Origin of the sequence: Stenotrophomonas terrae, assembly GCF_039674165.1 — a bacterium.
Taxonomy (GTDB): Bacteria; Pseudomonadota; Gammaproteobacteria; order Xanthomonadales; family Xanthomonadaceae; genus Stenotrophomonas; species Stenotrophomonas terrae_A.
The window spans coordinates 1-24169 of the sequence record NZ_JBDJMY010000058.1; the positions used below are offsets into that span (position 1 = coordinate 1).

Sequence of the window (24169 nt, forward strand, 5' to 3'; positions counted from 1 at the left end):
CCGTGGCGACGCAACCGAACCTTCATCCGATGTCGGGTGCCATCAGGAACCGTACCGTCTCACTGCAGCTGGATCAGCCTGCCAGCTTGGCGGCTTCGGCCAGCAGGGCAGCAGCCAGCGGGTTGGCGAAAGCCAGCAGCAGGCCAACGGCGACCGAGATGATGAATGCAGCATCGATCAGGCCAGCGGTGATGAACATGCGCACCTGCAGGACCGGGATCAGTTCCGGCTGGCGAGCGGCCGACTCCAGGAACTTACCAGCCATGATGGCCAGACCGAGGCCAGCGCCAAGTGCGGCCAGGCCGATCATGATGCCGACGGCAAGGGCGGTGGAGCTCTGAACTTGGGCGAGGTTGGTCAGGACGGCGAAGTACATGGTTATCTCCAGGAACTTAAGTAGCTAAGGGTGATGAAACGGATGAAGGTTGAAACTGGGTAGAACTTGTAACTTTAGTGACTGTCTTCCGACAGGCTCAAGTACACGATGGTCAACATCATGAAGATGAAGGCCTGCAGCGGAATCACCAGCAGATGGAACAGCATCCAGCCAAAGCCGAATACACCACCGGCAACGGCACCGAAGAAACCGGCACCGCCCAGCACCCAGATCAGCAGGAAAACGATTTCGCCGCCGAACATGTTGCCGAACAGTCGCATCGCCAGAGAGATCGGCTTGCTCAGCCACTCGACGATGTTGAGGATCAGGTTGAACGGCATCATCCACTTGCCGAACGGGGCCGTCAGGAATTCCTTGATGAAGCCGCCGATGCCCTTGGACTTCAGCGCGAAGAAGATCATCAGGATGAACACGCTGATCGACATGCCCAGGGTGGCATTGACGTCGGCGGTCGGCACCGGCTTCCAGTAGTGGATGCCTGCCAGCTCAAGCGGCTTGGCGATGAAATCGGCCGGGATCATCTTGATGAGGTTCATCAACAGGATCCAGAAGAAGATGGTGATCGCGATGGGCGTGATCAGCTTGCTCTTGCCGTGGTAGGTGTCCTTGGCCTGGCGGTCAACGAACTCCAGGCAGATTTCAACGAACGCCTGCCACTTGCCCGGCACACCGGCGGTGGCCTTGCGGGTTGCCATCCAGAAGGCGAACACCATCAGCAGGCCCATCAGGACCGAGGTGACGATGGTATCGACGTGGATCATCCAGAAGCTGCCACCGCTGTCACCGACCGGAGCGGTCAGATTCTGCAGGTGATGCTGGATGTACGTGGTAGGAGTTAGAGCCTCGCCCGCCATGTGTCCGGAACCTTTATGAGTGAATCAACGTCTGGCCAGAGCCAGAACCTGGAACATCAGCGCCACTGGAATTGCCGCCAGCAGAGCCAAAGGAGGGAGTTGCCACCAGAAAAAAGCCATTCCCAGCACAGCAACAATAAGCACAATCTTCAGCACGAACCCCAGGAACAGGCGGACCATTGCTGAACCAGCGGCCTGAACGCCGCCACCAAGCCCTACCCACGCGGCCAGCGCCGTCCCTGCTACCACCGCCAGGCCCGAAACAAGGGCGCCCAGCGCATGCTTTGGCCCCACGAAGAGGAAGGCCAGAGCCAGGACCACCACTGCGGCCAGCGGGTATACCGCGGCGCGCAACATCAGTCGCCGACCCGCGTCAACGGAGTTCAGCACGTCAAAGTGTCCTGCATCAGGTAAAGGAAAGAGCCGAACCGCGCAAAGGCGTCTCGTCGAGCCGCGAAAGTATAACAGCGGGACAATTTGCGAGACAACCGGCATTTGTCCCCTTTTGACTATGCAAGTGGCCGCAATATCACGTTTTTTCCCGGAATGCCCGGTCCCGGGGCACCCGCACGGGACAATAAATATTGCATTGCAGCAAGGGAACTTCACCCAAGCCGGCAGGTCAGAGGTTGGCAGCCTACCACCCGCTACCTCGTCGGGCGGGTGCGCAGGTTCGGGTGAGGTGGTGTCGCACGCCCTCGGCGGCACCACCTCACCGCAATTGAATCGTGCCTGCCGCTGCTGCGTACACATCTTGTACACGCCCTGGTCACCCTCCCCGTACGGCGCATCGGCGAAGGTCACTGCTCTACCGCAACAGCTAGGCAACAGCATGCGTAATTCCGGCTTGATACTCGCACTTGCTCCGTGCGCACTCACACTCGCTCTGACCGTTGCGCTACCTGCGCACGCCGCCGAAGAAGACCCGCGTTTCACTCTGCGACTTGGCGCGATGAACATCGATACCGACAACACCATCCGCGGCAGCACCACCGTTGCCGGCCAGGACATCGATCTGTCCGAAGATTTCAGTCTGGGCGGCAAGGAATGGGAGCCGCGTATCGATGGCCTGTTCCGCATCAGTGATCGCCAACGGCTGATCTTTGACTACTTCAAGTACGACAAGGACCGCCGCGAGACGCTGGACGAAGGCATCAGCTGGGGCGACACCACGGTGCCGGCCGGCAGCTTCGTCAAGGGCGAGCTGAAGTACCAGGTGGCTACACTGGTGTACGACTACTCTGTGGTCGATGGTGATCGCTTCGATTTTGGTCTGCAGCTCGGCGCCGAATACGCCAAGGTCAGTGCCGACGCCTACGCCGATGTCGGCGACGTCTACCAAGGCCGCTTCCTCAACGAGAAGGCCGACGGCATCGCGCCGGTGGTGGGCGCACGCCTGACCTTCACCCCTTCGGAGAACTGGCTCATCAACCTGCAGGGCCAGTACCTCAACACCAGCTGGGGTAACTTCGACGACTACAAGGGCGACCTGAGCCGCGCCAATGCGATCGTGCAATACAACTTCAACAAGAACTTCGGCATCTTCGCCGGCTATGACTGGTTCAAGCTGGACGTGGACCAGAAAGGCAGCGACGGCGTGATCGGTCTGAAGCAGGAGTTCAAGGGCCCGCTGGCGGGCGTGAGCTTGTCGTTCTGAGGAGCGCCCCTCTTCCGCAGGGAGATGGGCCTGTAGTGCCGAGCCAAGCTCGGCAGGGGCTTCACCGCTCCTGTAGTGCCGAGCCATGCTCGGCAGAGGCTTTCCCAACAAAGCCCCAAGCGCAGAATCGCTGCGCTCTGAAAGCTGCCCTCACCCCAACCCCTCTCCCGTGAACGGGAGAGGGGCTTTTAGTGCAGAGCCCTGCTCTTCACCGCTCCTGTAGTGCCGAGCCATGCTCGGCAAGAAGCCTTCCCAGCAATGCCCCAAGCACAGCGTCGCTGCGCCTAAAAGCTGCCCTCACCCCCACCCCGCGACCCCACACGGGAGGGGGGCGGTTAGTGCAGTGCCCGGCCCGGCAGAGGCTTCCCCGCGCCCGTAGTGCCGCGCCATGCCCGGCCGGGGCCTTGCCGGTCAGGCCCCAGCCGAGCATGGCTCGGCTCTACAAATGGAGCCCCAGCGCAGCATGGCTGCGCACTACACATCGCGCACAAATGAAAAGGGCCGCTTAGCGGCCCTTTTCAATCTTCGATTACTTCTTCTTCGGGATATACAGATCGGTGATGGTGCCGTCGTAGATCTCCGAGGCCATCGCCACCGACTCACTCAGGGTCGGATGCGCGTGGATGGTGTGGCCGATATCTTCGGCCTCCGCGCCCATCTCGATGGCAAGACCAATTTCGGCCAGCAGCTCACCGGCATGCACGCCGACGATGGCGCCACCGATCACGCGATGGGTTTCTTCGTCGAAGATCAGCTTGGTGAAGCCTTCGGTGCGACCAATACCAATCGCGCGACCACTGGCCGCCCACGGGAACTTGGCCACGCCGACCTTCAAACCCTTGGCCTTGGCTTCGGTCTCGGTGACGCCGACCCAGGCGATTTCCGGGTTGGTGTAGGCCACCGACGGAATCACCCGTGCCACCCATTCCTTCTTCTCGCCGAAAGCGACTTCAGCCGCCAGCTTGCCTTCGTGCGTGGCCTTGTGGGCCAGCATCGGGTTACCGACGATATCGCCGATGGCGAAGATGTGCGGCACGTTGGTGCGCATCTGCCGATCAACCGGAATGAAGCCGCGATCGGTGACTTCAACGCCAGCCTTGTCGGCATCGATCTTCTTGCCATTGGCCGAACGGCCGACGGCCACCAGCACGCGATCAAACGTGCCGCTTTCCATCGCCGGCTTCTCGCCTTCGGTGGCTGCCTCGAAGGTCACGGTGATGCCCTTCTTGTCAGCGGAAACGCCCGAAGCCTTGGTCTTCAGATGGACTTCGATGCCCTGCTTTTTCAGGCGGTCGGCCAGCGGCTTGACCAGGTCCTTGTCGGCACCCGGCATCAGCTGGTCCATGAACTCGACCACGGTCACCTTGGAACCCAGGGCGCTGTACACGGTGGCCATTTCCAGGCCGATGATGCCGCCACCAACAACCAGCAGCGAACCCGGCACTTCGGCCAGTTCCAGTGCATCGGTGGAGTCCATCACGCGCTTGTCGTCCCACGGGAAGTTCGGCAGCTTCACCGCCTGCGAACCGGCGGCGATGACGCACTGCTCGAAGCGCAGCAGCTGGGTCTTGCCGTCGTCACCGACGATTTCCAGCTCGTTGGCCGAGATGAACCTGGCCAGGCCGTGCACGGTGCGGATCTTGCGCTGCTTGGCCATGCCGGCCAGGCCCTTGGTCAGCTGACCGACGACCTTTTCCTTGTAGCCGCGCAGCTTGTCCAGGCTGATCTTCGGCGCGCCGTACTCGATGCCAAGCTCATTGGCATGCGCGGCGTGGTCGATGATTTCGGCCGCATGCAGCAGCGCCTTGGACGGAATGCAGCCAACGTTGAGGCAGACGCCGCCGAGGCTGGCGTAACGTTCGATCAGCACCGTATCCATGCCCAGGTCGGCAGCACGGAAGGCCGCGGTATAACCGCCCGGGCCTGCGCCCAGCACCACGATGCGGCATTCGATGTCGGCGGTACGGCCGCTGGACGGCAGCGCCTTGGCGGCAACCGCCGGATCCGGCGCACGGTGCGACGGGGTCACCGGCGGCTTGCTGCCCGGTGCGGCCTTGGCCGCTGCCGGCGCGGCAGCAGCAGCGCCTTCCAGCACCACCACCACGTCACCGACCGAGAGCTTGTCGTCGAGCTTGACCTTGATTTCCTTGACCACACCATCGGCCGAGGACGGCACTTCCAGCGTGGCCTTGTCCGATTCCAGCGTGACCAGGCCCTGGTCCTTCTTCACCGTGTCGCCGACAGCGACCAGGATCTCGATCACCGGTACGTTCTGGTAGTCGCCGATATCCGGCACCTTGACCTCGACCGGGCCAGTAGCGGCCGGCGCGGCGGCAACCGGCGCGCTGACCGCAGCCGGGGCTGCAGCAGCGGCAGGCTGTGCAGCAGGCGCAGGCGCGGCGGCCGGTGCGGGTGCCGCGGCCGGGGCAGCGCCCTCGCCTTCGGCTTCCAGAATCACCACCACGTCACCCTCGGACAGCTTCTGATCGAGCTTGACCTTGATTTCCTTGACCACACCCGCGGCCGAGGACGGCACTTCCAGGGTGGCCTTGTCCGACTCCAGCGTGACCAGACCCTGGTCTTTCTTCACCGTGTCGCCCACGGCCACCAGAATCTCGATCACCGGCACGTCGTTGTAGTCGCCAATGTCCGGAACCTTGATTTCAATCGTCGCCATTGTTTTCTCCTGTGGGCTCAGCCGGCGTCGCCGACGAACCGGTCATGCATCTTGTCGAGCGCGCGTTCGATGTTGGCGTAACGCTTCTCGTACTTTTTGTCTTTGCTATGGGCCAGCTCGATCAGCAGCACCGCCTGTTCCTGCAGCGCTTCCAGCTGGCCGCAAGCAGGCCGCTGACCGCTGTAACGCTCACCGTTGACGGTGAACGACAGCACCTCGCCGTCGGTGACCGGCGCACGCGCAGCCACTTCGGAAGAGGCCAGGGCCTTGCCCCAGACCTCGACCAGACGCTGCGCCAGGGCATCGGGCAACGGCGCCTGGGCGAACTCAGGCTCCTGGTCCAGCTGCAGGTTGACGCCACCACGACCGCCAGCAGTGCTCCAGCTGTAGATACGCTTGTCGGCCAGTCCGGCCAACACCATCCACTGACCATTGCCGGCATCGCGGCGCAGCAGTACCTGCGATTCCACCCCGCGTGCCGGCAGCACCAGCAGCGACAGGCCATCTTCGGCCTGGCCACCGAGCAGGCTGGTTGCCGCCTGGCCGTAGTTGCCCACCGCCGGCGGCCAACCCTCACCCACCACCGGCAGACACTGGCTGGCAGCCAGTGCCGGTGCCGCCAAGGCGGCCAGTGTCAGCGCCAGCAATGCGCGTCGTGACGCCACTGGCATCACAGCAGCACGCGCCGCATGTCGGCCAGCACCTGCGACAGGTAGGTGGTGAAACGGGCGGCCAGTGCGCCGTCGATGACGCGGTGGTCATAGCTCAGCGACAGCGGCAGCATCAGCTTCGGCGCGAACTCCTTGCCGTTCCAGACCGGCTGGATGGCCGACTTGGAGACACCCAGGATGGCCACTTCCGGCGCATTCACAATCGGAGTGAAGGCGGTGCCGCCAATGCCGCCCAGCGAGCTGATCGAGAAGCAACCGCCACTCATGTCAGCCGGGCCGAGCTTGCCGTCACGTGCCTTCTTGGCCAGTTCGCCGGTTTCCTGGGCAATCTGCACCACGCCCTTCTTGTCGACATCACGGATCACCGGCACGACCAGGCCGTTCGGCGTATCGGCGGCAAAGCCGATGTTGAAGTACTTCTTCAGGGTGAGGTTCTCGCCGCTGGCGTCCAGCGAGGCGTTGAACTCGGGGAACTTCTTCAGTGCTGCGGCGCTGGCCTTGATCAGGAAGGCGAGCATGGTCAGCTTGATGCCGGCCTTCTCGTTTTCCTTGTTCAGGGCCACGCGCAGGCCTTCCAGATCGGTGATGTCAGCCTGCTCGAACTGGGTGACGTGCGGGATCATCGCCCAGTTGCGGGCCAGATTGGCGCCGGAGATCTTCTTGATGCGCGACAGCTGCACCACCTCGGTCTCGCCGAACTTGCTGAAGTCGACCTTCGGCCACGGCAGCAGGTTCAGGCCACCGCCGGCAGCTGCCGGGGCACCACCGCTGGCAGCAACGCCACCGGACAGCGCGCCCTTGACGAACTTCTGCACGTCGGTCTTGGTGATGCGGCCGCCCTTCTCCGTGCCCTTGACCTGCTGCAGGTCCACGCCCAGCTCGCGGGCGAACACGCGCACGGCCGGGCTGGCATACGGCACATTGGCCGGCAGCACGCCTTCGGCGTTGAACTGCACCGGCGGGGTAGCCGGCTTGCTGGTGGTAACCGAGTCTTCCTGGGCGATCTCGCGCTGGGCCAGCTTGTCGGCCACCGGCGCCACGGCTACCGGTTCAACCTTGGTGCCGGTCTCGGCAGCGGGCGCGACCTTGGCAGCTTCAACCTTGGCCGGAGCAGCCGGCGCGGCGGCAGCGGCAGGTTTGGCAGCCTCCTCGCTGACTTCAATCAAGGCCACGACCTTGCCTTCGGACAGGCCGTCGCCAACCTTGACCTTCAGCTCCTTGACCACACCGGCGTAGGCCGACGGTACTTCCATCGTCGCCTTGTCCGACTCCAGCGTGACCAGACCCTGGTCTTTCTTGACGGTATCGCCAACAGCGACCAGCACTTCGATCACCGGAATGTCGCTGTAGTCACCGATATCGGGGACAAGTGCTTCCTTGATTTCGGCCATGAACTACTCCAGCAACAATGAGGGAATCCCCTATTGTGGCGTTAGCGGGCCGCAGCGCCAACCGCTACAACTGAATTCGCAGCCGTATGTCCCCGGACAAGGGCACGCCACACACGCCATGACGGCCGCCCTGTCCGCCTCCAGCCACTGTTTGTGACTTGCTGGCTGTCTTGCCTGTCCTAGCCGGCCAAGCCGTTTGTTGCAGGCGATATCACCGGATCAGGCGTATTCAACCAGTGCTGCAGCGGCTGCCAGCGCTCAATCAGGCGCGGCAACGACCACGCCGCATTGGCCGGACTGGTCGAGGGAAGCGCCAGCACCGGCAGCGCAGCCGCCAAAGGCGGCAAAGCCGGAGCAATCCATTGCTGGAACGCTCTGTGCGCTGCAGCGCCATTACAGGCGATGGCGCGCAGCTGTGGCAGATCGGCAAACAGCGCGGGCAGACAGTTGGGTACTTCACTGCCGCGCACGATGGATGCATCCAGGCTGCCGCTGCGCTCGCATTGCCCGATCACATCCCACAACCCAACGCCTGACTGCTGCAGACACTGCAGCCGCTGCGCATACGCCAACTGCACATCGAAACCGCACAAGGCCGCCATCAGCGGCCAGAAGCGATTGCGCGGGTGTGCGTAGTAACGCGCTTCGAGCAGCGACAGCGCGCCCGGCATCGAACCCAGCACCAAGACACGACACTGCGCAGTCACCTGCGCGGGCAAGCCCTGCAATAGTTCGTTACTCATCACACGCAGCACAACATCGTGAATGAAAATTTCCGGCGGAACATCGTGTCCATGGGATTCCTCTGTTTTTCACTGAACGCAACACCACTGAAATACAGCTGCGTTTAGAGCGATTCATCTTGCCATCGTTAGGGTGACCACGCCCCATAACGAGGGCCTTGATAACAACGTAGTCCTGATCGCAGTAGTTCTGTTCGCAACATGAGGAGTTAGTCATGCGTTCCATCAAAATTCTCAGCCTTGCCACGCTCGGCGCACTGGCGCTGTCTTCCACCGCATTCGCGCAGGATGGCAATGGCGATACCGCTTCGGGCAAGCATTTTGCCGTGGTTGGCGGCATCAGCCTGCTGCAGCCGAAGAATGACCCAATCGACGGCGTAGGCAAGGTTGATGGCGGCCCGGCACCGACCCTGAGCGCAAGCTATTACTTCAACGACAACTTCGCCGTTGAGCTGTGGGGCGCCGCTGACAAGTTCGACCACCGCGTGCGCACCGATGGTGGCGCCAAGGCCGGCACCGTCGAGCAGCAGCCCATCGCACTGAGCGCGCAGTACCACTTCGGCCAGGCCGACAACACCTTCCGTCCGTTCGTGGGCCTGGGTTATTACGAATCGAACTTCAGCAACGAGAAGATCGACGGCCTGAGCGATAGCGGCAACCACGTTGGCGTTGAAACCGCCAAGGGCGCAATCGGCACGGTCGGTGGTGACATGAACATCAACTCCACCTGGTTTGCCCGTGCTGACGCGCGTTACATGCACGCCCGCCCGGACCTGCGCATTGCTGGCCAGAACGCCGGCGAGCTGAAGCTGGATCCGTGGACCGTTGGTTTTGGTATCGGCGCACGCTTCTAAGCGGTACCGATCCTGGCAACACCGTTGTAGATTCAATGCAGTGGTAGCAAATGAAACACGGGCCGTTCGCGGCCCGTGTTTTTTACGTCGCTGATCAACGCCAAAGCAGGAGCTACCCTCCCCAACGCTCCCCTGCCCTGCGGGGCGAGGGATGGCGTAGATCATGGGCTACCGTCATCGCTCCACTGCAGTGCCAGGTAATCAAACTTCTGTTGCAGGCGCGGCTTGACCACATCGAAGAACGGCGACACGTCGAAGTCGCGCGGGGTGTAAAGGCTGTAATTGCGGATATGCAGGATTTCCCGTGTCTGCTCGGCACCACCGGCCTGCGCCGCCACCGTTTCGATCTCCGGCAGGATCGGATAGCGGATCGACTCGAATGCCTGCGCCAGCAAGGTTGAACAGATCGCCTTGGTCGGCTCGCCGCTGCCCAGCGCAATCAGCCGCCGCCGCAGATGGCCTGGCACCGGCGGTTGCCGGACCAGGTAGCGCGCCAGGTCGAATACGTTCTTCAGGTCATAGCTGTAACCCAGGCGGGCACGCAGGAAACCGACCAGTTGGTCCACCACCATTGGGGACAGGCCCTGCGGGCGGCAGATGCGGGTGTGCTGATCGGTGAACGCGCTCAACGGGATGCGACGCACGCCCTGCTCCACATCCACGTCGATCAGCATTGGCTGCGGCGTGCCACCCTGCAGCAGCGGCTCTTCGCCGATGTACAGCGCCGCATGCGACCAGGTGGACTGGGTCAGGTACTTGATGGCGGTTGAGAACCGGCTGTTGCCCTCCACCAGCAACACATCGCCACGCCGCAGGGTGCGCGCCAGCAGCGCCGGCGCGCTGGTCGAGGGCCGCATCTGATGGCGACGCGGCTGTGCCAGGAAATGCGCCAGCCTGCGCCCGAAAAACCGCAGCAAACCCATCAATGCTCTCCGTCTGTGCCTGCATCAGACTAGCCGGGACCGGCCTTGCCTGCCATCGGCCAGCGGCTCAGCGCGGGCTGCGGTCAAACCCGCGATAGCGTTGATGGTGGCGGACCCTGCGCCGCAGCAACCAGGCATACATGCCGGCGTAACCGAGCAGCAGCGCCGCCATCGCCAGCAAGCCGGCATGGCTGAGCCAACCCGAATCGGGCCAGGGCACGTGGTTCACCGAGGCCTGCCAGCCCTGCACCATGCCGGCAACCACCCGCACCACGATCATCGCAGTCAGTGCCAGTACCAGCCAGGTATTGGGTTTGTAATGCAGCGTTTCCGCACCGGGCTCGAAGCGCGTCAGGAAGTGGCCAAGCACCCCGACCAGCAGACCGGCCAGCCAGCCCAATGCCGCATAGGACCAGGCCCCGGTCCACCAGAAACCGGCAATGGCGACAAACACCGCAAACAGGCCGGTGGACACCAGCGTCGCCCAGAAGTTGAAGGTGATCAACCAAGGCCGTGCCTGCCGCCGCGCACCGCCGCTGCGGACGCGTTGCCACAGCGATAGCGGCATCAGCAGCAACATGATGGCAACGAAAACCAGTATCGCCAGTGGCAGAGCGAACAGCAGTGGCATGGTGTCTGATCCCTGGATGCAGAACCAAAGAGTACGCCACCAACCAACCCGGTAGTGCCGAGCCATGCTCGGCAGAGGCCTTACCAGAATTCCAAACCTGTAGGAGCGGCGTAAGCCGCGAAGCAGACACCGGTACAGGCGTCAGCACCATCGCAATCCGATGATGCCCTTGCTTCGCGGCTTACGCCGCTCCTACATGGGGCTGTCGAGAAAGCCCTTGCCGAGCATGGCTCGGCACTACAGATGAAGCTTAGAACGCCGGCAGTACCGCGCCCTTGTACTTCTGCTCGATGAAGGCCTTCACTTCCGGGCTGTTCAAGGCCTTGGCCAGCTTCTGTACGCGGGCGTCGTCCTTGTTGTCCGGGCGCGCGACCAGGAAGTTCACGTAGGGCGAATCGCTGCTCTCGATCGCCAGGGCGTCCTTGGTCGGGTTGAGGCCGGCGTCCAACGCATAGTTGGTGTTGATCAGCGCCAGATCGACCTGGTCGAGCACGCGCGGCAGCATCGCCGAGTCCAGCTCGCGGAACTTGAGCTGCTTCGGGTTCTCGGTGATGTCGCGCTGGGTGGACAGCGCATTGCTCGGGTCCTTGAGCTTGATCACGCCGGCGGTGTCCAACAGGATCAGCGCGCGGCTGTTGTTGCTGGGGTCGTTCGGGATCACCACGTCGGCGCCGGTGGGCAGCTCGGCCAACGACTTGAAGCGGCGCGAATAGGCGCCGAACGGTTCGATATGCACGCCGGTGACGGTGACCAGATCGGTCTTGCGATCCGCGTTGTAGGCCTTCAGGTAGGGCTCGGTCTGGAAGTAGTTGGCATCCACCTGCTTCTGCACCAACTGGTCGTTGGGCTGCACGTAATCGTTGAATACACGCACGTCGAGCTTGACGCCTTCCTTCTCCAGCAGCGGCTTGACCACCTGCAGAATCTCGGCGTGCGGCACGGCGGTGGCGGCAACCACCAACTTGGATTCATCGGCAGCCGGCTTGGCGCAGGCGGACAGGGCCAGCACGGCGGCAACCAGGGGGAAGGCAAGCAGCTTGTTCATCGGTAACGTGATCCCGTGGGGAAGGATGGTGTACATACGCTAACAGGCCGGCACGCGGCGTGCCGACCTGCCTTCATTCCATTACTTGCGGCTGTAATGCGTGACCAGACGGTCGCCGAGCATCTGCAGCAGCTGCACCAGCACCAGCAGCAGCACCACCGTGACCAGCGCCACGTCGGTATGCGAACGCTGGTAGCCATCGCGGAAGGCCAGATCGCCCAGGCCGCCGGAACCAATCGCACCGCCCATCGCGGTGAAGCCGATCAGGGCAATGGTGGTGACGGTGGCACCGGCAATCAGACCCGGGCGCGCTTCCGGCAGCAACACTTTGAAGACCAGCTGTTTGGTGGTCGCGCCCATCGCCTGGCTGGCTTCGATCACACCTCGGTCGACTTCGCGCAGTGCGGTTTCAACCAGACGTGCATAGAACGGTGCAGCGCCAACGACCAGCGGCAGGATCGCGCCACGCACGCCCAGCGAGGTGCCCATCAGGCCCAGCGTCACCGGGATCAGCACGATCATCAGGATGATGAAGGGCACCGAGCGCAGCAGGTTCACCAGCAGCGCGGTGATGCCGTACACCACCGGCTTGCGGTGCAGCTGCGGCGAGCCGGTCAGGAACAGCAGCACACCCAGCGGCAGACCAATGGCCAGGGTCAACGGCAACGAGCCAGCCAGCATCAGCAGCGTGTCGATGGTGGCCTGGCCGATATCGGCCCACTTGCCCGCATCGAGATGACGGAAGAAGCCTTCCGCAGCAGTTGCAATGATCATCGGCGCAGCTCCTCCACGTGCACACCGGCGGCGACAAACGCCGCCTGCGCGGCATTCTGGTCGCCGCCCACCAGGGCAACGGTCAGCTGGCCGTAGGGCGTGTCCTTGATGCGGTCGATGCGGCCGGTAAGGATGTTGTAGTCCACTCCCGTGTCGCGGGCGATGCGCCCCAGCAGCGGGTCGTAGGTTCCGTCGCCGAGGAAGGTCAGGCGCACGATGCGGCCGCCGACTGCGGCGTAATCACGCAGCTGCTCGCCTTCGTCAACGTGTTCGGACTCGGAGACGAAACGGCGCGTGGTCGGGTGCTTCGGATGCAGGAAGACCTCGGTGACTGGGCCCATTTCCACCATATGGCCGGCATCAAGCACGGCGACACGGTCGCAGACGCGGCGGATCACATCCATTTCGTGGGTGATCAGCACGATGGTCAGGCCCAGGTCGCGATTGATCTTGCCCAGCAGGGCCAGCACCGAGGCAGTGGTCTGCGGGTCGAGCGCGCTGGTGGCTTCGTCGCACAGCAGGATCTGTGGGCGCGTGGCCAGCGCGCGGGCAATGCCGACACGCTGCTTCTGCCCACCGGACAGCTGCGAGGGGTATTTGCCCGCATGCGCTTCCAGCCCGACCATGCGCAGCAGTTCAGCCACGCGTGCATCGATCTCGGCCTTGGGTGTGCCCGCCAGTTCCAACGGGAACGCCACATTGGCGGCCACGGTACGCGCCGACAACAGGTTGAAGTGCTGGAAGATCATGCCGATGCGCCGGCGCAGCGTGCGCAGGTCGTCGGCTGGCAGCGCGGTGGCATCCTGACCGTCGATCAGTACGCGGCCGCCGCTGGGCTCTTCGAGCCGGTTGATCAGGCGGATCAGGGTCGACTTGCCGGCACCGGAATGGCCGATGATGCCGAACACTTCGCCGGCCTGGATCTTCAGGTCGAGCGGATGCAGCGCAGTGATCGCGCGACCGTCGACGGCATAAGACTTCTGCAGGTGCTGGAACTCGATCACTGCCAGGGCAACCGGGGGGCATAAGGAGGGGGCGTGCAGCCTAGCAGCGCCGGGCCGCCGGCGCGCGTGCCGCAAACCGGAATCTTATTCCTTTTGGTTCTAAGCGAAGCCCGTCGGGACTGTGCTGGGGCGGCGAGCGGGCTGTTTGTGGGAGCGGCGTCAGCCGCGAAGCAGATAGACGAGCAGATCGCGGCAATATCTGTTCATCCGGCCTGACCAGCTTAGCGGCTGAGGCCGATAGCGCCTGCTGGGAAGGCCCCTGCCGAGCATGGCTCGGCACTACACCCCCTCCCTTTGGCGCAGCCAAGGGGAGGGCTGGGGAGGGGTTGGCTTTGAGGCCTTTCCGGCAGTCTCAGTTTCGCGGCTGAGGCCGATAGCGCCTGCTGGGAAGGCCCCTGCCGAGCATGGCTCGGCACTACAGCCTTTCCGGCAGTCTCAGCTTCGCGGCTGATGCCGCTCCCGCAAGCGCTCTGCCCCCTCCCTTGCGCCGAAGGCGGAGGGGAGGGTTGGGGAGGGGTTGGCTCGGCCCTTCCGGCAGTGTCAGCTTCGCGGCTGATGCCGCTCCTACAACAACATCGGCCCCCGGCCGCTGGCTCAGGGGTGATCTACCTGATCTGGCCGCTGTGCCCGTTGCACCCGCTCGCGGTGCAGCAGGTACAGGCCGCTGGCGACGATGATGCTGGCGCCTATCCAGGTCCAGCGGTCAGGCAGTTTCTGCCACAGCAGCACGTCCCAGCCGATCACCCAGACCAGGCCGGTGTACTCCAGCGGCGCGATCATCGAAGCTTGGCCCAGCTGGAAAGCGCGGGTCAACGCGATCTGCCCCAAGGCCCCGGCCAAGCCCATGCCGGCGATCAGTGCGGCGTGCTTCCACTGCAGCGGCTGCCATTGCGGCCAGGCCAGCAACCCCGCCCCTATCGCCATGATCAGCAGGAACCAGACGACCATTGATTGCGGAGTATCCGTACGGGTCAGCAGGCTGACCGTTACCGCAGCAATCGCATACGCGGTCGCCGCCAGCAACACCATCAGGCCCGGGAAGGAGATGAACCCATCCACGCCTGGGCGCAGCACCACCAGCACGCCGATCAGGCCGATGCCGATCGCCACCCAGCGCCGTGGGCCCACGTATTCGCCCAGCAGGGGCACCGACAGCGCGGCTACCAACAAGGGCGCGACAAAGTAGATGGTGTAAGCGGTGGACAGCGACAAGGTCCGCAACGCATAGACAAAGCAGCCAATCATCACCATGCCGAGCACGCCACGCAGCAGGTGCAGGCCCCAGCGCACCGGGATGATCGAGCGTGGCCCGGCGGTGGCAAGCACCCACACCAGCACGAACGGCAGCGAGGCCGCGCCACGCAGCATGGTGACCTGCAAGGTCGGGTAGCTGCTGGACAGCATTTTCATGCCAGCGTCCATGCACGAGAAGAAAGCGACGGCGGCCAGCATCCAGACGATGGCACGCACGGGGGATTGAGTAGGTGACATGCGCCTATTATCCGCTGCCACGGCCCAGCTTGCAGACTGCCGCCAGTAATGGTCGATGCTATGTTCTGGCCAACGCCAGCCCGGGTCCGAACATGCGCAAGCCACTGCAACATCCAGGAGCCACGCCCCGCCTGCTGCGCTTTGCCCCGTTGCTGCTCGCTGCCGTGCCCTGGTTTGCCACTGCCGCGCAGGCACCCGGTGCTGAAGCGCTGGCACAGTTGGATGGCTTTGCGTTGAGGCTGCAGACCGCCGGCCAGTTCTCGGGCACGGTGTTGATCGCCAGCGGCGATGACGTGGTGTTCGAGAAGACCTACGGCGCGCGCGATGAGCAGCAGGAAACACCGCTGCAGGTAAATGACCGCTTCAACCTGGCCTCGGCCGGCAAGATGTTCACCAGCGTGGCGATCCTGCAGCAGATTGCCGCCGGCCGCCTCAGCCTGGACAGCAAGGTCGGTGAGGTGCTCAAGACCTACCCCAACCGCCAGTTCGCCAATGAGGTGAGCGTGCGCCAATTGCTGACACACAGCGCCGGCGCGGGTGATATCGATGAGCTGTTTGGCGCCGAGCACAGCGCCGATCGCGCGCGGCTGCGCAGCCTGGAAGAGATGGTTGCGCTGCACGCCGGGCGCGCACCGGAGTTCGCGCCTGGCAGCGCGCAGAAGTACGGCAACTTTGGCTATCTGGTATTGGGACGGATGCTGGAAGTGCTCTCCGGGCAGGATTTCGAGAGCTACATCCGCCAGCACGTGCTGCAACCGGCAGGCATGCAACATACCGGTTTCGTCGATTGCGACGACCCCGCAGCCGATCTCGCCCGCGCCTATGCGGACTTCGAAGGCAAGCGCGTGCGTAACTGCGCCACCCAACCCGGTCGCGGCCTGCCCGCCGGCGGCGAAGTAGGCAGCGCGCGCGATATGTTCCGCTTCGTGCAGGCCTTGAATGCCGGCAAGCTGCTGCCGGCTGCCCTGTTCGAACAGGCCACCAAAACCCAACGTGAGTTCATGGGCCTGGGCTTTTTTGCCACCGGCTACGGCAAGGACGTGCCGGCCCGTGACTTCCGCTGGGGCCACGGCGGCAGCACTGACGGTGTCTGCACCGACGTGCGCCATTACCCGGCAACCGGTGAGACGGTGATCGTGCTGTCCAACAAGGATGCACCGGCCTGTTTTGCCGTATCCGGCCTGCTGCACGCGCAGTGGAAGCAGCCTTGAATGAAATGCAGGGCGCGCCCCACGCGCTGCCCGTCCTAACGAATATTTCCCAATCCCCATGCAAGGATGCGCGCCGATGAAACCTCGCACGACACTATTGCTGGCAGCCTCGTTGAGCCTGACCACGCTCTCCATTCCCGCATTCGCCCAGCAGGCCTGCAGCCCGCGTTATCCGCCGCCGACCACGATTGCCGCCATGTTCGACATGGCCGCAGTCACCGCCGATACGCTCGATGCCCTGCCCGGCGTGGATGTGGCCATTGCAGCGCGCGGTGGCCAGGATCTGAGCAAGTACGGCCTGCGTCACAGCCACTTGGCCTTCCTGGTCCGCAACGACAGCGGCAGCTGGGACGTGGTGCACCTGCTGAACCGCTGCAAGACCGACAACTCGGACCTGTACCGCGAAGGCCTGGTGAACCTGGTTGGCGAAAGCTCGATCACCACCGACCTGCGCGTTGGCATTCCCACGCCGGAAGTACGCGCCGCATTGAAGACGCTGCTCAGCGGTGATGCGCGCAACGCGCGCGCCCTGCATGAGCCGCGCTACAGCATGCTGGCCTATCCCGGCAGCACCGACTACCAGAACTCCAACCAATGGATCCTGGAAGTCACCGCTGCGGCGATGGCACAGGCCGCCGGTGAGCCTACCCTGGCTGACCGCAGCAGCGCGCTGGCCTGGCTGAAGCAGAAAAGCTATACGCCCACGCGTATGCACATCGGCATCGGCAAGCGGCTGGGCGCGCGCTTCTTTGCCGACAACGTGGCAGTCACCGACCACCCGGCCAGTGAGCGTATTTCCGGCAACTACTCGGTGGTGACGGTGGAGTCGGTCTTCGACTTCCTGCACCGCAACGGCGCGCTGGAACGCGAACTCGCCATTGCCCGCCAAATCCCGGTGCCGGCCATGACCGGCACGCCCTCCCCCGTACAACGACAGGAGTCCACCCCATGAAGCATCTGCTCAAGAGCGGCGCCCTCGCCTTTGCCCTCGCCGCCAGCCTCGGCCTGGCGCCCAGCCAGGCAGGTGCTGAAGGCTTCAACCTCAACGGCTCGCAGGTTTCGGTGCTGGCGACCGGCTCCAGCGTGGTGATGGTGGTGTCCGGGCCGATCTTCCTGTCCGCCGCCGGTGTGCGCGGCGCCGCTGACATGTCCAAGGAATCCAGGGAACGCCGCGAAGAAAAGCGCCGCGTCAGTGCCGGCCCGTTGCCGGACCTGGAGGTCAAGTCGGTAGAGACCGCAGCGGACGGCGGCCGCCGTGTCGCCCTGGAAGACCCGGCCAACCCGGAGAACCACGCCACCCTGCAATGGCCCAAGCGCGAGGACGATCCGGCCGCGGGTTTCACCGTGGGCGCCAAGATCGCCTTCCAGCCGAGTCCGCAGGGCGCGGGCTGGATGCTGCGCAATCCCGAAGGCGCGGCGCTGGCGTTCGTGCCCACCATCGAGGCGGTGGATGAAAGCCGCACCCGCACACTTTGATCATTGACCTGGCCTCGCTGAGGAGCTCCCCATGAAACCCCTGTTTTCCCTGCTTGCGTGCGTTACCTTCAGCGGCCTGTTGGTGATTGCGCCGGCACGTGCCGGTGACGGCCTGAACCGTTCGGAAGTGAGCACACTGGTGACCTCAGCCGGCGCGTCGATGCTGGTTTCGGCACCGTTGCTGCTGGCGGCATCGGCGGCCGACAAGTCGTCCACGGCGTCATCGCAATCCGGTGAGCGCGCAACCCGCCGCGTCAGTGCCGGCCCCTTGCCGGACATGAAGGTTGAAGCAATCACCCAGGACGCCGATGGTGGCCGCAGCATTGCGCTTGCAGACCCACTGGACGCGGCCAACACCGCAACGCTGCATTGGCCGCAGCGCGAGGACAACCCGGCATCGAACTTCGTGCTGGGCCAGACCGTAGCGTTCACACCCAGCCCGCAGGGCGCTGGCTGGATGCTACGCGCCGAAGACGGCGCGGTGCTTACCTTTGTGCCGGCGATTGAAGCGGCGCAGGTGAGCCATAGCGGGAAGCTTTGAGCATCCCGTAATGCAGGGCCGGGGCAATCCGCACAATTGCCTGATTGCTCCCTTCTCCCGCCTGCGGGAGAAGCTGCTTCAGATCGCAAACATGCCTGATTGCTCCCTTCTCCCGCTTGCGGGAGAAGGTGCCCGGAGGGCGGATGAGGGGGCTTTGGCTTGGGTTTTTTGAAACTGAAACGCGAGCAAGGCCAACAGCACAAGCAAAAGCTTGCCCTCACCCCAACCCCTCTCTCGCCATGCGGGAGAGGGGCTAAGTTCTCCTGATCGCAGGCGACGTGCACTCCTGTCGCCGTTGACATCTCCCCAGACCCACACCAGTTACAATGCGCGCCTACCTGCCCTCCCGGGCACGGCCCTCCCCTTCTTTATTGATGCAGTGCCCACCGGCGCTGCCTGTGCCCGTTCATGTCCTCACATCCTTCCATCCGCTTCGCTCCGCTGACCCCCACCTCGCTGCTGCTGGCCGTGCTGGCAATGGGTGCCGTGGTGCTGGGCTCGAATGTGCTGGTGCAGTACCCGATCAATGACTGGCTTACCTGGGGGGCGTTCAGCTACCCGATCGCGTTCCTGGTCAGCAACCTGATCAATCGCCGCTTTGGCCCGCAGGCGGCACGCCGTGTGGCCTGGGCCGGTTTCGCGGTGGCGGTGGTGTTGTCGGTGTGGATCGCCACCCCGCGCATCGCGGTAGCCTCGTGCTCGGCCTTCATCGTTGCGCAGTTGTTGGACATCACCGTGTTCGATCGCCTGCGTGCCGGCAACTGGTGGCGTGCGCCGATGGTCGCCACCACCTGCAGCGCCACGGTGGATACGGCCATCTTCTGGTCCATCGCCTTCGCCGGCTCGCAGCTGCCGTGGATCAGCTGGGCAGCTGGCGATCTGGCCGTAAAGCTGGCCATCGGCGTCTGCCTGCTGGCGCCGTTCCGTGCGCTGCTGTGGAAGATGGCGCCGTTGAAGCCAGGAACCAGAGGCTAGAAGCGAGGAACTGGAGAAGAGCGACTCCGTTCTCTCTCTCCGTTGCTGTTTCCTGAACTCTAGTTTTTGACCTCCAGCTCCTGCCCCTTGGACGCTGGAAAAGGCAGTCCCTGTGCAATTGCCGCGGCCGTGATCGCCGCACAGGCGGCCTCGATCTCAGCGGTGGGCACAACGATGCGTGGGCGCCGGTCCAAGGTACAGCTCAGGCCGGCATCGAGCAGCGTGGCGTGGGCGTCGTGCAGGGCCGTTGCGGCTTCCGCCGGCAGCCAACCCACCTTGGCCAACGCGGTAATCAGCAACGGGGTTTCCCTCGGCTCGCATAGCGCCGGGCTGTGCTGCGCCTGCGACAGCACACCGGTCTGCAGCACGAACTCCAGGTCCACCAGCCCGCCCGGCCCCTGTTTCAGATCCAGTCGGCCCGCGTCACTGCGGTCCAGCTCGCCGCGCATGCGCCCGCGCATCTTCAGTACGTCGCCAAACAAGATGTCGTGGTCACGCACGCGGCTCAAGGTGGCAGTACGCACCTGTTCGAAATCCAGCAGCAACGAGGCGTCACCGGCAATGCCACGCGCACGCACCAAGGCTTGATGCTCCCAGGTCCAGGCACGCTCGCGCTGGTATTCGGTATAGCTGGCCAGCGATGACACCAGCGCGCCCTTGCCACCATCCGGGCGCAGCCGCACATCGATGTCATACAGGCGGCCCGCCGCAGTGACTGCGCCGAGCAGGGCCATCACCTTCTGCGCCAAGCGTGCGAACCAGCGGCCGCTGTCCAGCGCGCGCGGACCGTCACTGCCTTCCACACCCGCCGGGCTGTCGTACAGGAACACCAGGTCCAGGTCCGAGCCAAACCCCAGCTCGACGCCGCCCAGGCTGCCATAGCCGATGATCGCGAAGCGCCCACCGGGCACTTCACCATGTGCCTGCAGCATGTCGGCCTGCGCCATCTGCAGCACCGTCACCACCACCGCATCGGCCAGCAGCGCCAGTTGATGGGTGCAGTCCACCGCCCGCTGGCGGCCATCGTGGAAGGCCAATGCCATGCGGAAGCTCAGCGCGAGGCGCACTTCATTGAGCTCGCGCAGGGCCGCTTCCGGGTCATCGATGGCCAGTGCGCTGGCGCAGGCAGCGCGCATCTCCTGCGCGTCCGGCATCGGCCCGGCGACGCGGGTATCGAGCAGTTCGTCCAGCAGCAGCGGGAATGCCACCAGCCGCTCGGACAGCAACGCGCTGCGTGCCAGCACATTGACCAGCCGGGTCAGCGCGCTGGGTTGTTCGTCCAGCAGCGCCAGGTAGCTGGTACGGCGCAGGATCGCCTGCAGCAGGCCAAGCACGCGCCGCAACGCGGCATCCGGCTGCGGCGAGCGGGTGGCGGCATGCAGCAGCGCCGGCAGCACCCGGTCCAGGCGCGCGCGGGCATTGTCGGAGAGTGATTTCACTCCCAGCGACTGGGCGAACTCGCGCAGCGACTGGTCGGCGCCATGGGCATCGCTGAAGCCCGCCTCGGCCAATACCTCGGCGCTGCCACCGCCGGGCAATACACGCCAGTAACTGGACAGCACATCCGGCGCCGCCTGGCCGCGCCGCGGTGCCAGCAAGGCACCAAATTCGACGCTGACGCGGTCGCGCTGTTCATCCAACGCAGCCAGCAGGGCGTCCCAGTCGGCATAGCCCAGGCCCAGCGCGATGCGCGTGCGATCCAGCGGGTCGTTGGGCAGGCAGTGGGTCTGCGCGTCACGCAGCATCTGCAGGCGGTTCTCCAGCCGGCGCAGGAAGCGATAGGCCTGGATCAGGTCATCGCCATCGCCTGCCGCCATCTGCCCGCCTTCAACCAGGGCACGCAGCGCCGGCAGCAGGCGCCGTTCGCGCAGTGACGGCTCGCGGCCGCCACGGATCAGCTGCAGCGCCTGGGCAAGGAATTCAATCTCGCGGATGCCGCCGGGGCCGCGCTTGATGTCATCCAGGCGGTCCTTGCGTGCAACCTCGGCGGTGATCGCCGCCTTCATCTCGCGCAGGCCATCGAGCGCGGTGTAATCCAGATAGCGGCGGTAGACGAAGGGCCGCAACGTCTCCAGCCAGGCTTCGCCAGCGGCGATGTCGCCGGCAACCGCGCGTGCCTTGATCCAGGCATAGCGCTCCCAGTCGCGACCTTCGCGCTGGAAGTACTGGTCCATGCCGGCGAATGACAGGGCGATGCGCCCGGCCGTGCCAAACGGGCGCAGGCGCAGGTCAACGCGGTGGCTGAAGCCTTCGGCCGTGGTTTCATCCAGCAGCCGCGCCAGGCGCTGGCCAAGCCGGGCGAAATATTCCTCGGCCGCCAGCGGGCGCGCGCCATCGGACTCGCCGTTCTGCGGGTAGGCATAGACCAGATCGATGTCGGAAGAAAAATTGAGCTCACCGCCGCCCAGCTTGCCCAGCCCGAACACCACCAACTGTTGCGCACTGCCATCGGCCGCCCGTACCAACCCGTGGCGGCTGGCGAATTCCTGCTCCAGGGCCGCCAGGCCCAGCGCCAGGCATTGCTCGGCCAGGCGCGTGGCGCCGACCAGGGTGGCATCCACATCGTCCAGGTCCAGCAGGTCGCGCCAGATCAGCCGGGTCGAGGCGGCGGCGCGGTAGCGGCGCAGCTGGGTCGGCCAGGCGCTGGGCTGCAGTGGGTCCAGTTCGGGCAGGGGCAGCGGCGCCGGATCTGCCTGGCCCAGCAGTTGCAGCAGCTCTGGCTGCCGGCACAAGGTATCGATGGCGAAATCGCTGGTGATCGCCAGTTGCCGCAGACCCGCCTCGAAGCCCGCCGCTTGCGGCCATTGCGCCGGATCCGGGGCGGCCAGCTTGAGCCGGGCCAGCGCGCGTTCGATTACAGGCTGAACAAATTCAGAAATTGCGGGGGTGATTTGGTCCATCCCCCGATTCTGGCATCTGTGGGCGAGCGGTCGCCATCTCCGGCGATCAGGCAATAAAAAAGCCCGCTGACAGCGAACTGTCAGCGGGCTTTGCTCCCTCCCCCACGTCGGGATGCAGGGCGATCCTGCGGGCTGTGCGGACAACTTGCACGCTGCACTGCAAAACAATACTGGGCAGTACAAGAGCAAGGGGGCTTCAAAGACCATCCCACCAAGGTAGAACCCCCCTGTACCCGCCGAACGGCGATAATCAGCAATCCCCCCAACAAACCGTAGTCGTCATGTCTGTCGAACGTATTTTGGACCCGCGCCTGCGCGACCGCGTCGTTTCCGCCGAGCAAGCGGCCGCTTTCATCCAGCCGGGCGAAACCGTGGCCATGAGCGGCTTCACCGGTTCCGGCTATCCCAAGGCGGTGCCATTGGCGCTGGCGCAGCGCATTGAAGAAGTGCACGCCGCCGGCCAGCCGTTCCAGATCAAGTTGATGACGGGTGCCTCGACCGCGCCGGAACTCGACGGCGCACTGGCCAAGGTAGATGCCATTGCGATGCGCATGCCGTTCCAGACCGACCCGGATGCGCGCAAGCGCATCAACGAAGGCAAGTTGGACTACATCGATATCCACCTTTCCCACGTTGCCCAGCACGTGTGGTTTGGTTTTTACGGTGAGATCGACACCGCAGTGATCGAAGTCTCGGCCATCCGCGAAGACGGCTCGCTGGTGCCTTCCACCTCGGTCGGCAACAACAAGACCTGGCTGGACCTGGCCAAGAAGGTGATCATCGAGGTCAACGAGTGGCAGCCCGCGGATATCGAGGGCATGCACGACATCTATTACGGCACCGCGCTGCCGCCGCACCGCAAGCCGATTCCGCTGATCCATGCCAACGACCGCATCGGCCAGACCACGCTCAACGTGGACCCGGACAAGATCGTGGCGGTGGTGCGCACCAATGGCCCGGACCGCAATAGTCCGTTCAAGCCGATCGACGAGGACAGCCGCCAGATTGCCGGCTACCTGATCGAGTTCCTCAAGCACGAAGTGGCCAAGGGCCGCCTGCCGGCCAACCTGCTGCCGCTGCAGTCGGGCGTGGGCAATATTCCCAATGCGGTGCTGGCAGGCCTGGCCGAGAGCGGCCTGCGTGGGCTGACCTCGTTCACCGAAGTGATCCAGGACGGCATGCTGGATCTGCTCAAGTCCGGTGTGCTCGAGTACGCCTCGTGCACCGGTTTCGCGCTGAGCCCGGAAGCGAACGAAGAGTTCAAGCGCAACATCAAGTTCTACCGCGAGCGCATCATCATGCGCACGCAGGAGATCTCAAATCACCCGGAGCTGGTGCGCCGCCTGGGCTGCATCGGCATGAACGGCATGATCGAGGTGGACCTGTACGGCAACGTCAATTCCACCCACGTGATGGGCAGCCGCATCATGAACGGCATTGGCGGTTCGGGTGACTTCACCCGCAACGGCTTCCTGTCGACCTTCCTGAGTCCATCGATGGCCAAGGGCGGTTCGATCTCGGCGATCGTGCCGATGGTCAGCCACGTCGACCACACCGAGCACGATGTCTCCATCATCGTCACCGAGCAGGGCCTGGCCGATCTGCGTGGCCTGCCGCCGCGTGCACGTGCCCGTCAGGTGATCGACAACTGTGCGCATCCGGACTACCGCGACCAGCTCAACGACTACTTCGACCGCGCCTGCCGCGACAGCTACGGCAAGCACACCCCGCACCTGTTGCCCGAAGCCCTGTCCTGGCATCAGCGCTATATCGACACCGGCAGCATGAAGGCCTGAAGCCAAACCTGTAGAGCCGAGCCATGCTCGGCTGGGGCTTTATCGGGAGCCCGATCTGTAGTGCCGAGCCATGCTCGGCAGGGGCTTTACCGGGAGCCCGAGCTGTAGTGCCGAGCCATGCTCGGCAGGGGCTTTACCGCGAAGGCCCCTTGCCGAGC

22 protein-coding genes are annotated in these 24169 nt (G+C 64.3%); 8 read left to right on the top strand and 14 right to left on the bottom strand.

The window, feature by feature from the left end:
* Positions 1–73 precede the first annotated feature (73 nt).
* The 3 genes from atpE to ABE493_RS17610 form a co-directional block, all read right to left on the bottom strand.
* Positions 74–376: a F0F1 ATP synthase subunit C gene (gene atpE, locus ABE493_RS17600; RefSeq protein WP_054661978.1), complete on the bottom strand. Its 303-nt coding sequence runs from the start codon at positions 374–376 to the stop codon at positions 74–76.
* 74 nt (positions 377–450) lie between these two features.
* A complete protein-coding gene (atpB, locus tag ABE493_RS17605; RefSeq protein WP_346500375.1) occupies positions 451–1251 on the bottom strand; it encodes a F0F1 ATP synthase subunit A in 801 nt (266 codons plus the stop codon).
* A gap of 24 nt (positions 1252–1275) precedes the next feature.
* Positions 1276–1641 carry a hypothetical protein gene (locus tag ABE493_RS17610; protein ID WP_346500377.1) on the bottom strand — a complete coding sequence of 122 codons (366 nt, stop codon included), beginning with the start codon at positions 1639–1641 and terminating at the stop codon, positions 1276–1278.
* A 442-nt stretch (positions 1642–2083) separates the two neighbouring features.
* Between ABE493_RS17610 and ABE493_RS17615 the strand changes: the two genes are divergently transcribed.
* Complete coding sequence (locus ABE493_RS17615; protein ID WP_346500379.1) at positions 2084–2908, top strand: hypothetical protein; 825 nt, start codon at positions 2084–2086, stop codon at positions 2906–2908.
* Between the two features lie 529 nt (positions 2909–3437).
* Here the strand turns inward: ABE493_RS17615 and lpdA are convergent.
* The 4 genes from lpdA to ABE493_RS17635 form a co-directional block, all read right to left on the bottom strand.
* A complete protein-coding gene (gene lpdA, locus ABE493_RS17620; RefSeq protein WP_346500381.1) occupies positions 3438–5585 on the bottom strand; it encodes a dihydrolipoyl dehydrogenase in 2148 nt (715 codons plus the stop codon).
* A gap of 17 nt (positions 5586–5602) precedes the next feature.
* A complete protein-coding gene (locus tag ABE493_RS17625) occupies positions 5603–6250 on the bottom strand; it encodes a hypothetical protein (protein ID WP_346500383.1) in 648 nt (215 codons plus the stop codon).
* A gap of 5 nt (positions 6251–6255) precedes the next feature.
* Positions 6256–7647: a dihydrolipoyllysine-residue acetyltransferase gene (locus tag ABE493_RS17630; protein ID WP_346500385.1), complete on the bottom strand. Its 1392-nt coding sequence runs from the start codon at positions 7645–7647 to the stop codon at positions 6256–6258.
* Positions 7648–7826: 179 nt separating this feature from the next.
* Positions 7827–8393 (bottom strand): DNA-deoxyinosine glycosylase, encoded by a 567-nt coding sequence (locus ABE493_RS17635; protein WP_430980811.1) that lies wholly within the window; start codon positions 8391–8393, stop codon positions 7827–7829.
* A gap of 212 nt (positions 8394–8605) precedes the next feature.
* Between ABE493_RS17635 and ABE493_RS17640 the strand changes: the two genes are divergently transcribed.
* Positions 8606–9244, top strand: a complete 639-nt coding sequence (locus ABE493_RS17640; protein WP_346500389.1) for an OmpW/AlkL family protein — start codon at positions 8606–8608, stop codon at positions 9242–9244.
* A gap of 161 nt (positions 9245–9405) precedes the next feature.
* On the opposite strand, the gene ABE493_RS17645 is transcribed toward ABE493_RS17640, so the two are convergent.
* The 6 genes from ABE493_RS17645 to ABE493_RS17670 all read right to left on the bottom strand — a co-directional run bounded on the left by ABE493_RS17645 (position 9406) and on the right by ABE493_RS17670 (position 15112).
* Positions 9406–10170, bottom strand: coding sequence for a YiiX/YebB-like N1pC/P60 family cysteine hydrolase (locus ABE493_RS17645; protein ID WP_346500391.1), 765 nt, complete (start codon positions 10168–10170; stop codon positions 9406–9408).
* 64 nt (positions 10171–10234) lie between these two features.
* Positions 10235–10798 carry a DUF1453 domain-containing protein gene (locus ABE493_RS17650; protein ID WP_346500394.1) on the bottom strand — a complete coding sequence of 188 codons (564 nt, stop codon included), beginning with the start codon at positions 10796–10798 and terminating at the stop codon, positions 10235–10237.
* 250 nt (positions 10799–11048) lie between these two features.
* A complete protein-coding gene (locus tag ABE493_RS17655; RefSeq protein ID WP_346500396.1) occupies positions 11049–11843 on the bottom strand; it encodes a MetQ/NlpA family ABC transporter substrate-binding protein in 795 nt (264 codons plus the stop codon).
* 81 nt (positions 11844–11924) lie between these two features.
* Entirely contained in the window at positions 11925–12617 is a 693-nt protein-coding gene (locus ABE493_RS17660) for a methionine ABC transporter permease (protein ID WP_346500398.1), read from the bottom strand.
* Positions 12614–13621 (bottom strand): methionine ABC transporter ATP-binding protein, encoded by a 1008-nt coding sequence (locus ABE493_RS17665; RefSeq protein ID WP_346500401.1) that lies wholly within the window; start codon positions 13619–13621, stop codon positions 12614–12616. The genes ABE493_RS17660 and ABE493_RS17665 overlap by 4 nt, the downstream gene beginning before the upstream one ends.
* A gap of 594 nt (positions 13622–14215) precedes the next feature.
* Positions 14216–15112, bottom strand: coding sequence for a DMT family transporter (locus tag ABE493_RS17670; protein WP_346500403.1), 897 nt, complete (start codon positions 15110–15112; stop codon positions 14216–14218).
* Positions 15113–15204: 92 nt separating this feature from the next.
* Here ABE493_RS17670 and ABE493_RS17675 point away from each other — a divergent pair, with 92 nt between their 5' ends.
* From ABE493_RS17675 to ABE493_RS17695, 5 genes are all read left to right on the top strand, one after another.
* Complete coding sequence (locus tag ABE493_RS17675) at positions 15205–16323, top strand: serine hydrolase domain-containing protein (protein ID WP_346500405.1); 1119 nt, start codon at positions 15205–15207, stop codon at positions 16321–16323.
* Positions 16324–16399: 76 nt separating this feature from the next.
* Positions 16400–17275 (top strand): DUF2145 domain-containing protein, encoded by an 876-nt coding sequence (locus ABE493_RS17680; RefSeq protein ID WP_346500407.1) that lies wholly within the window; start codon positions 16400–16402, stop codon positions 17273–17275.
* Positions 17272–17799 (top strand): hypothetical protein, encoded by a 528-nt coding sequence (locus ABE493_RS17685; protein WP_346500410.1) that lies wholly within the window; start codon positions 17272–17274, stop codon positions 17797–17799. Before ABE493_RS17680 ends, ABE493_RS17685 begins: the two co-directional genes overlap by 4 nt.
* Before the next feature lie 31 nt (positions 17800–17830).
* Complete coding sequence (locus ABE493_RS17690; RefSeq protein ID WP_346500412.1) at positions 17831–18340, top strand: hypothetical protein; 510 nt, start codon at positions 17831–17833, stop codon at positions 18338–18340.
* 408 nt (positions 18341–18748) lie between these two features.
* Positions 18749–19315 (top strand): queuosine precursor transporter, encoded by a 567-nt coding sequence (locus ABE493_RS17695; RefSeq protein WP_346500414.1) that lies wholly within the window; start codon positions 18749–18751, stop codon positions 19313–19315.
* A 59-nt stretch (positions 19316–19374) separates the two neighbouring features.
* Here ABE493_RS17695 and glnE read toward each other — a convergent pair whose 3' ends face one another.
* The gene (gene glnE, locus ABE493_RS17700; protein WP_346500416.1) at positions 19375–22215 is read right to left on the bottom strand and encodes a bifunctional [glutamate--ammonia ligase]-adenylyl-L-tyrosine phosphorylase/[glutamate--ammonia-ligase] adenylyltransferase; all 2841 of its coding nucleotides are present in this window, start codon (positions 22213–22215) and stop codon (positions 19375–19377) included.
* A 281-nt stretch (positions 22216–22496) separates the two neighbouring features.
* Here glnE and ABE493_RS17705 point away from each other — a divergent pair, with 281 nt between their 5' ends.
* A complete protein-coding gene (locus ABE493_RS17705; protein ID WP_346500418.1) occupies positions 22497–24011 on the top strand; it encodes an acetyl-CoA hydrolase/transferase family protein in 1515 nt (504 codons plus the stop codon).
* The last annotated feature ends 158 nt before the right edge of the window (positions 24012–24169 follow it).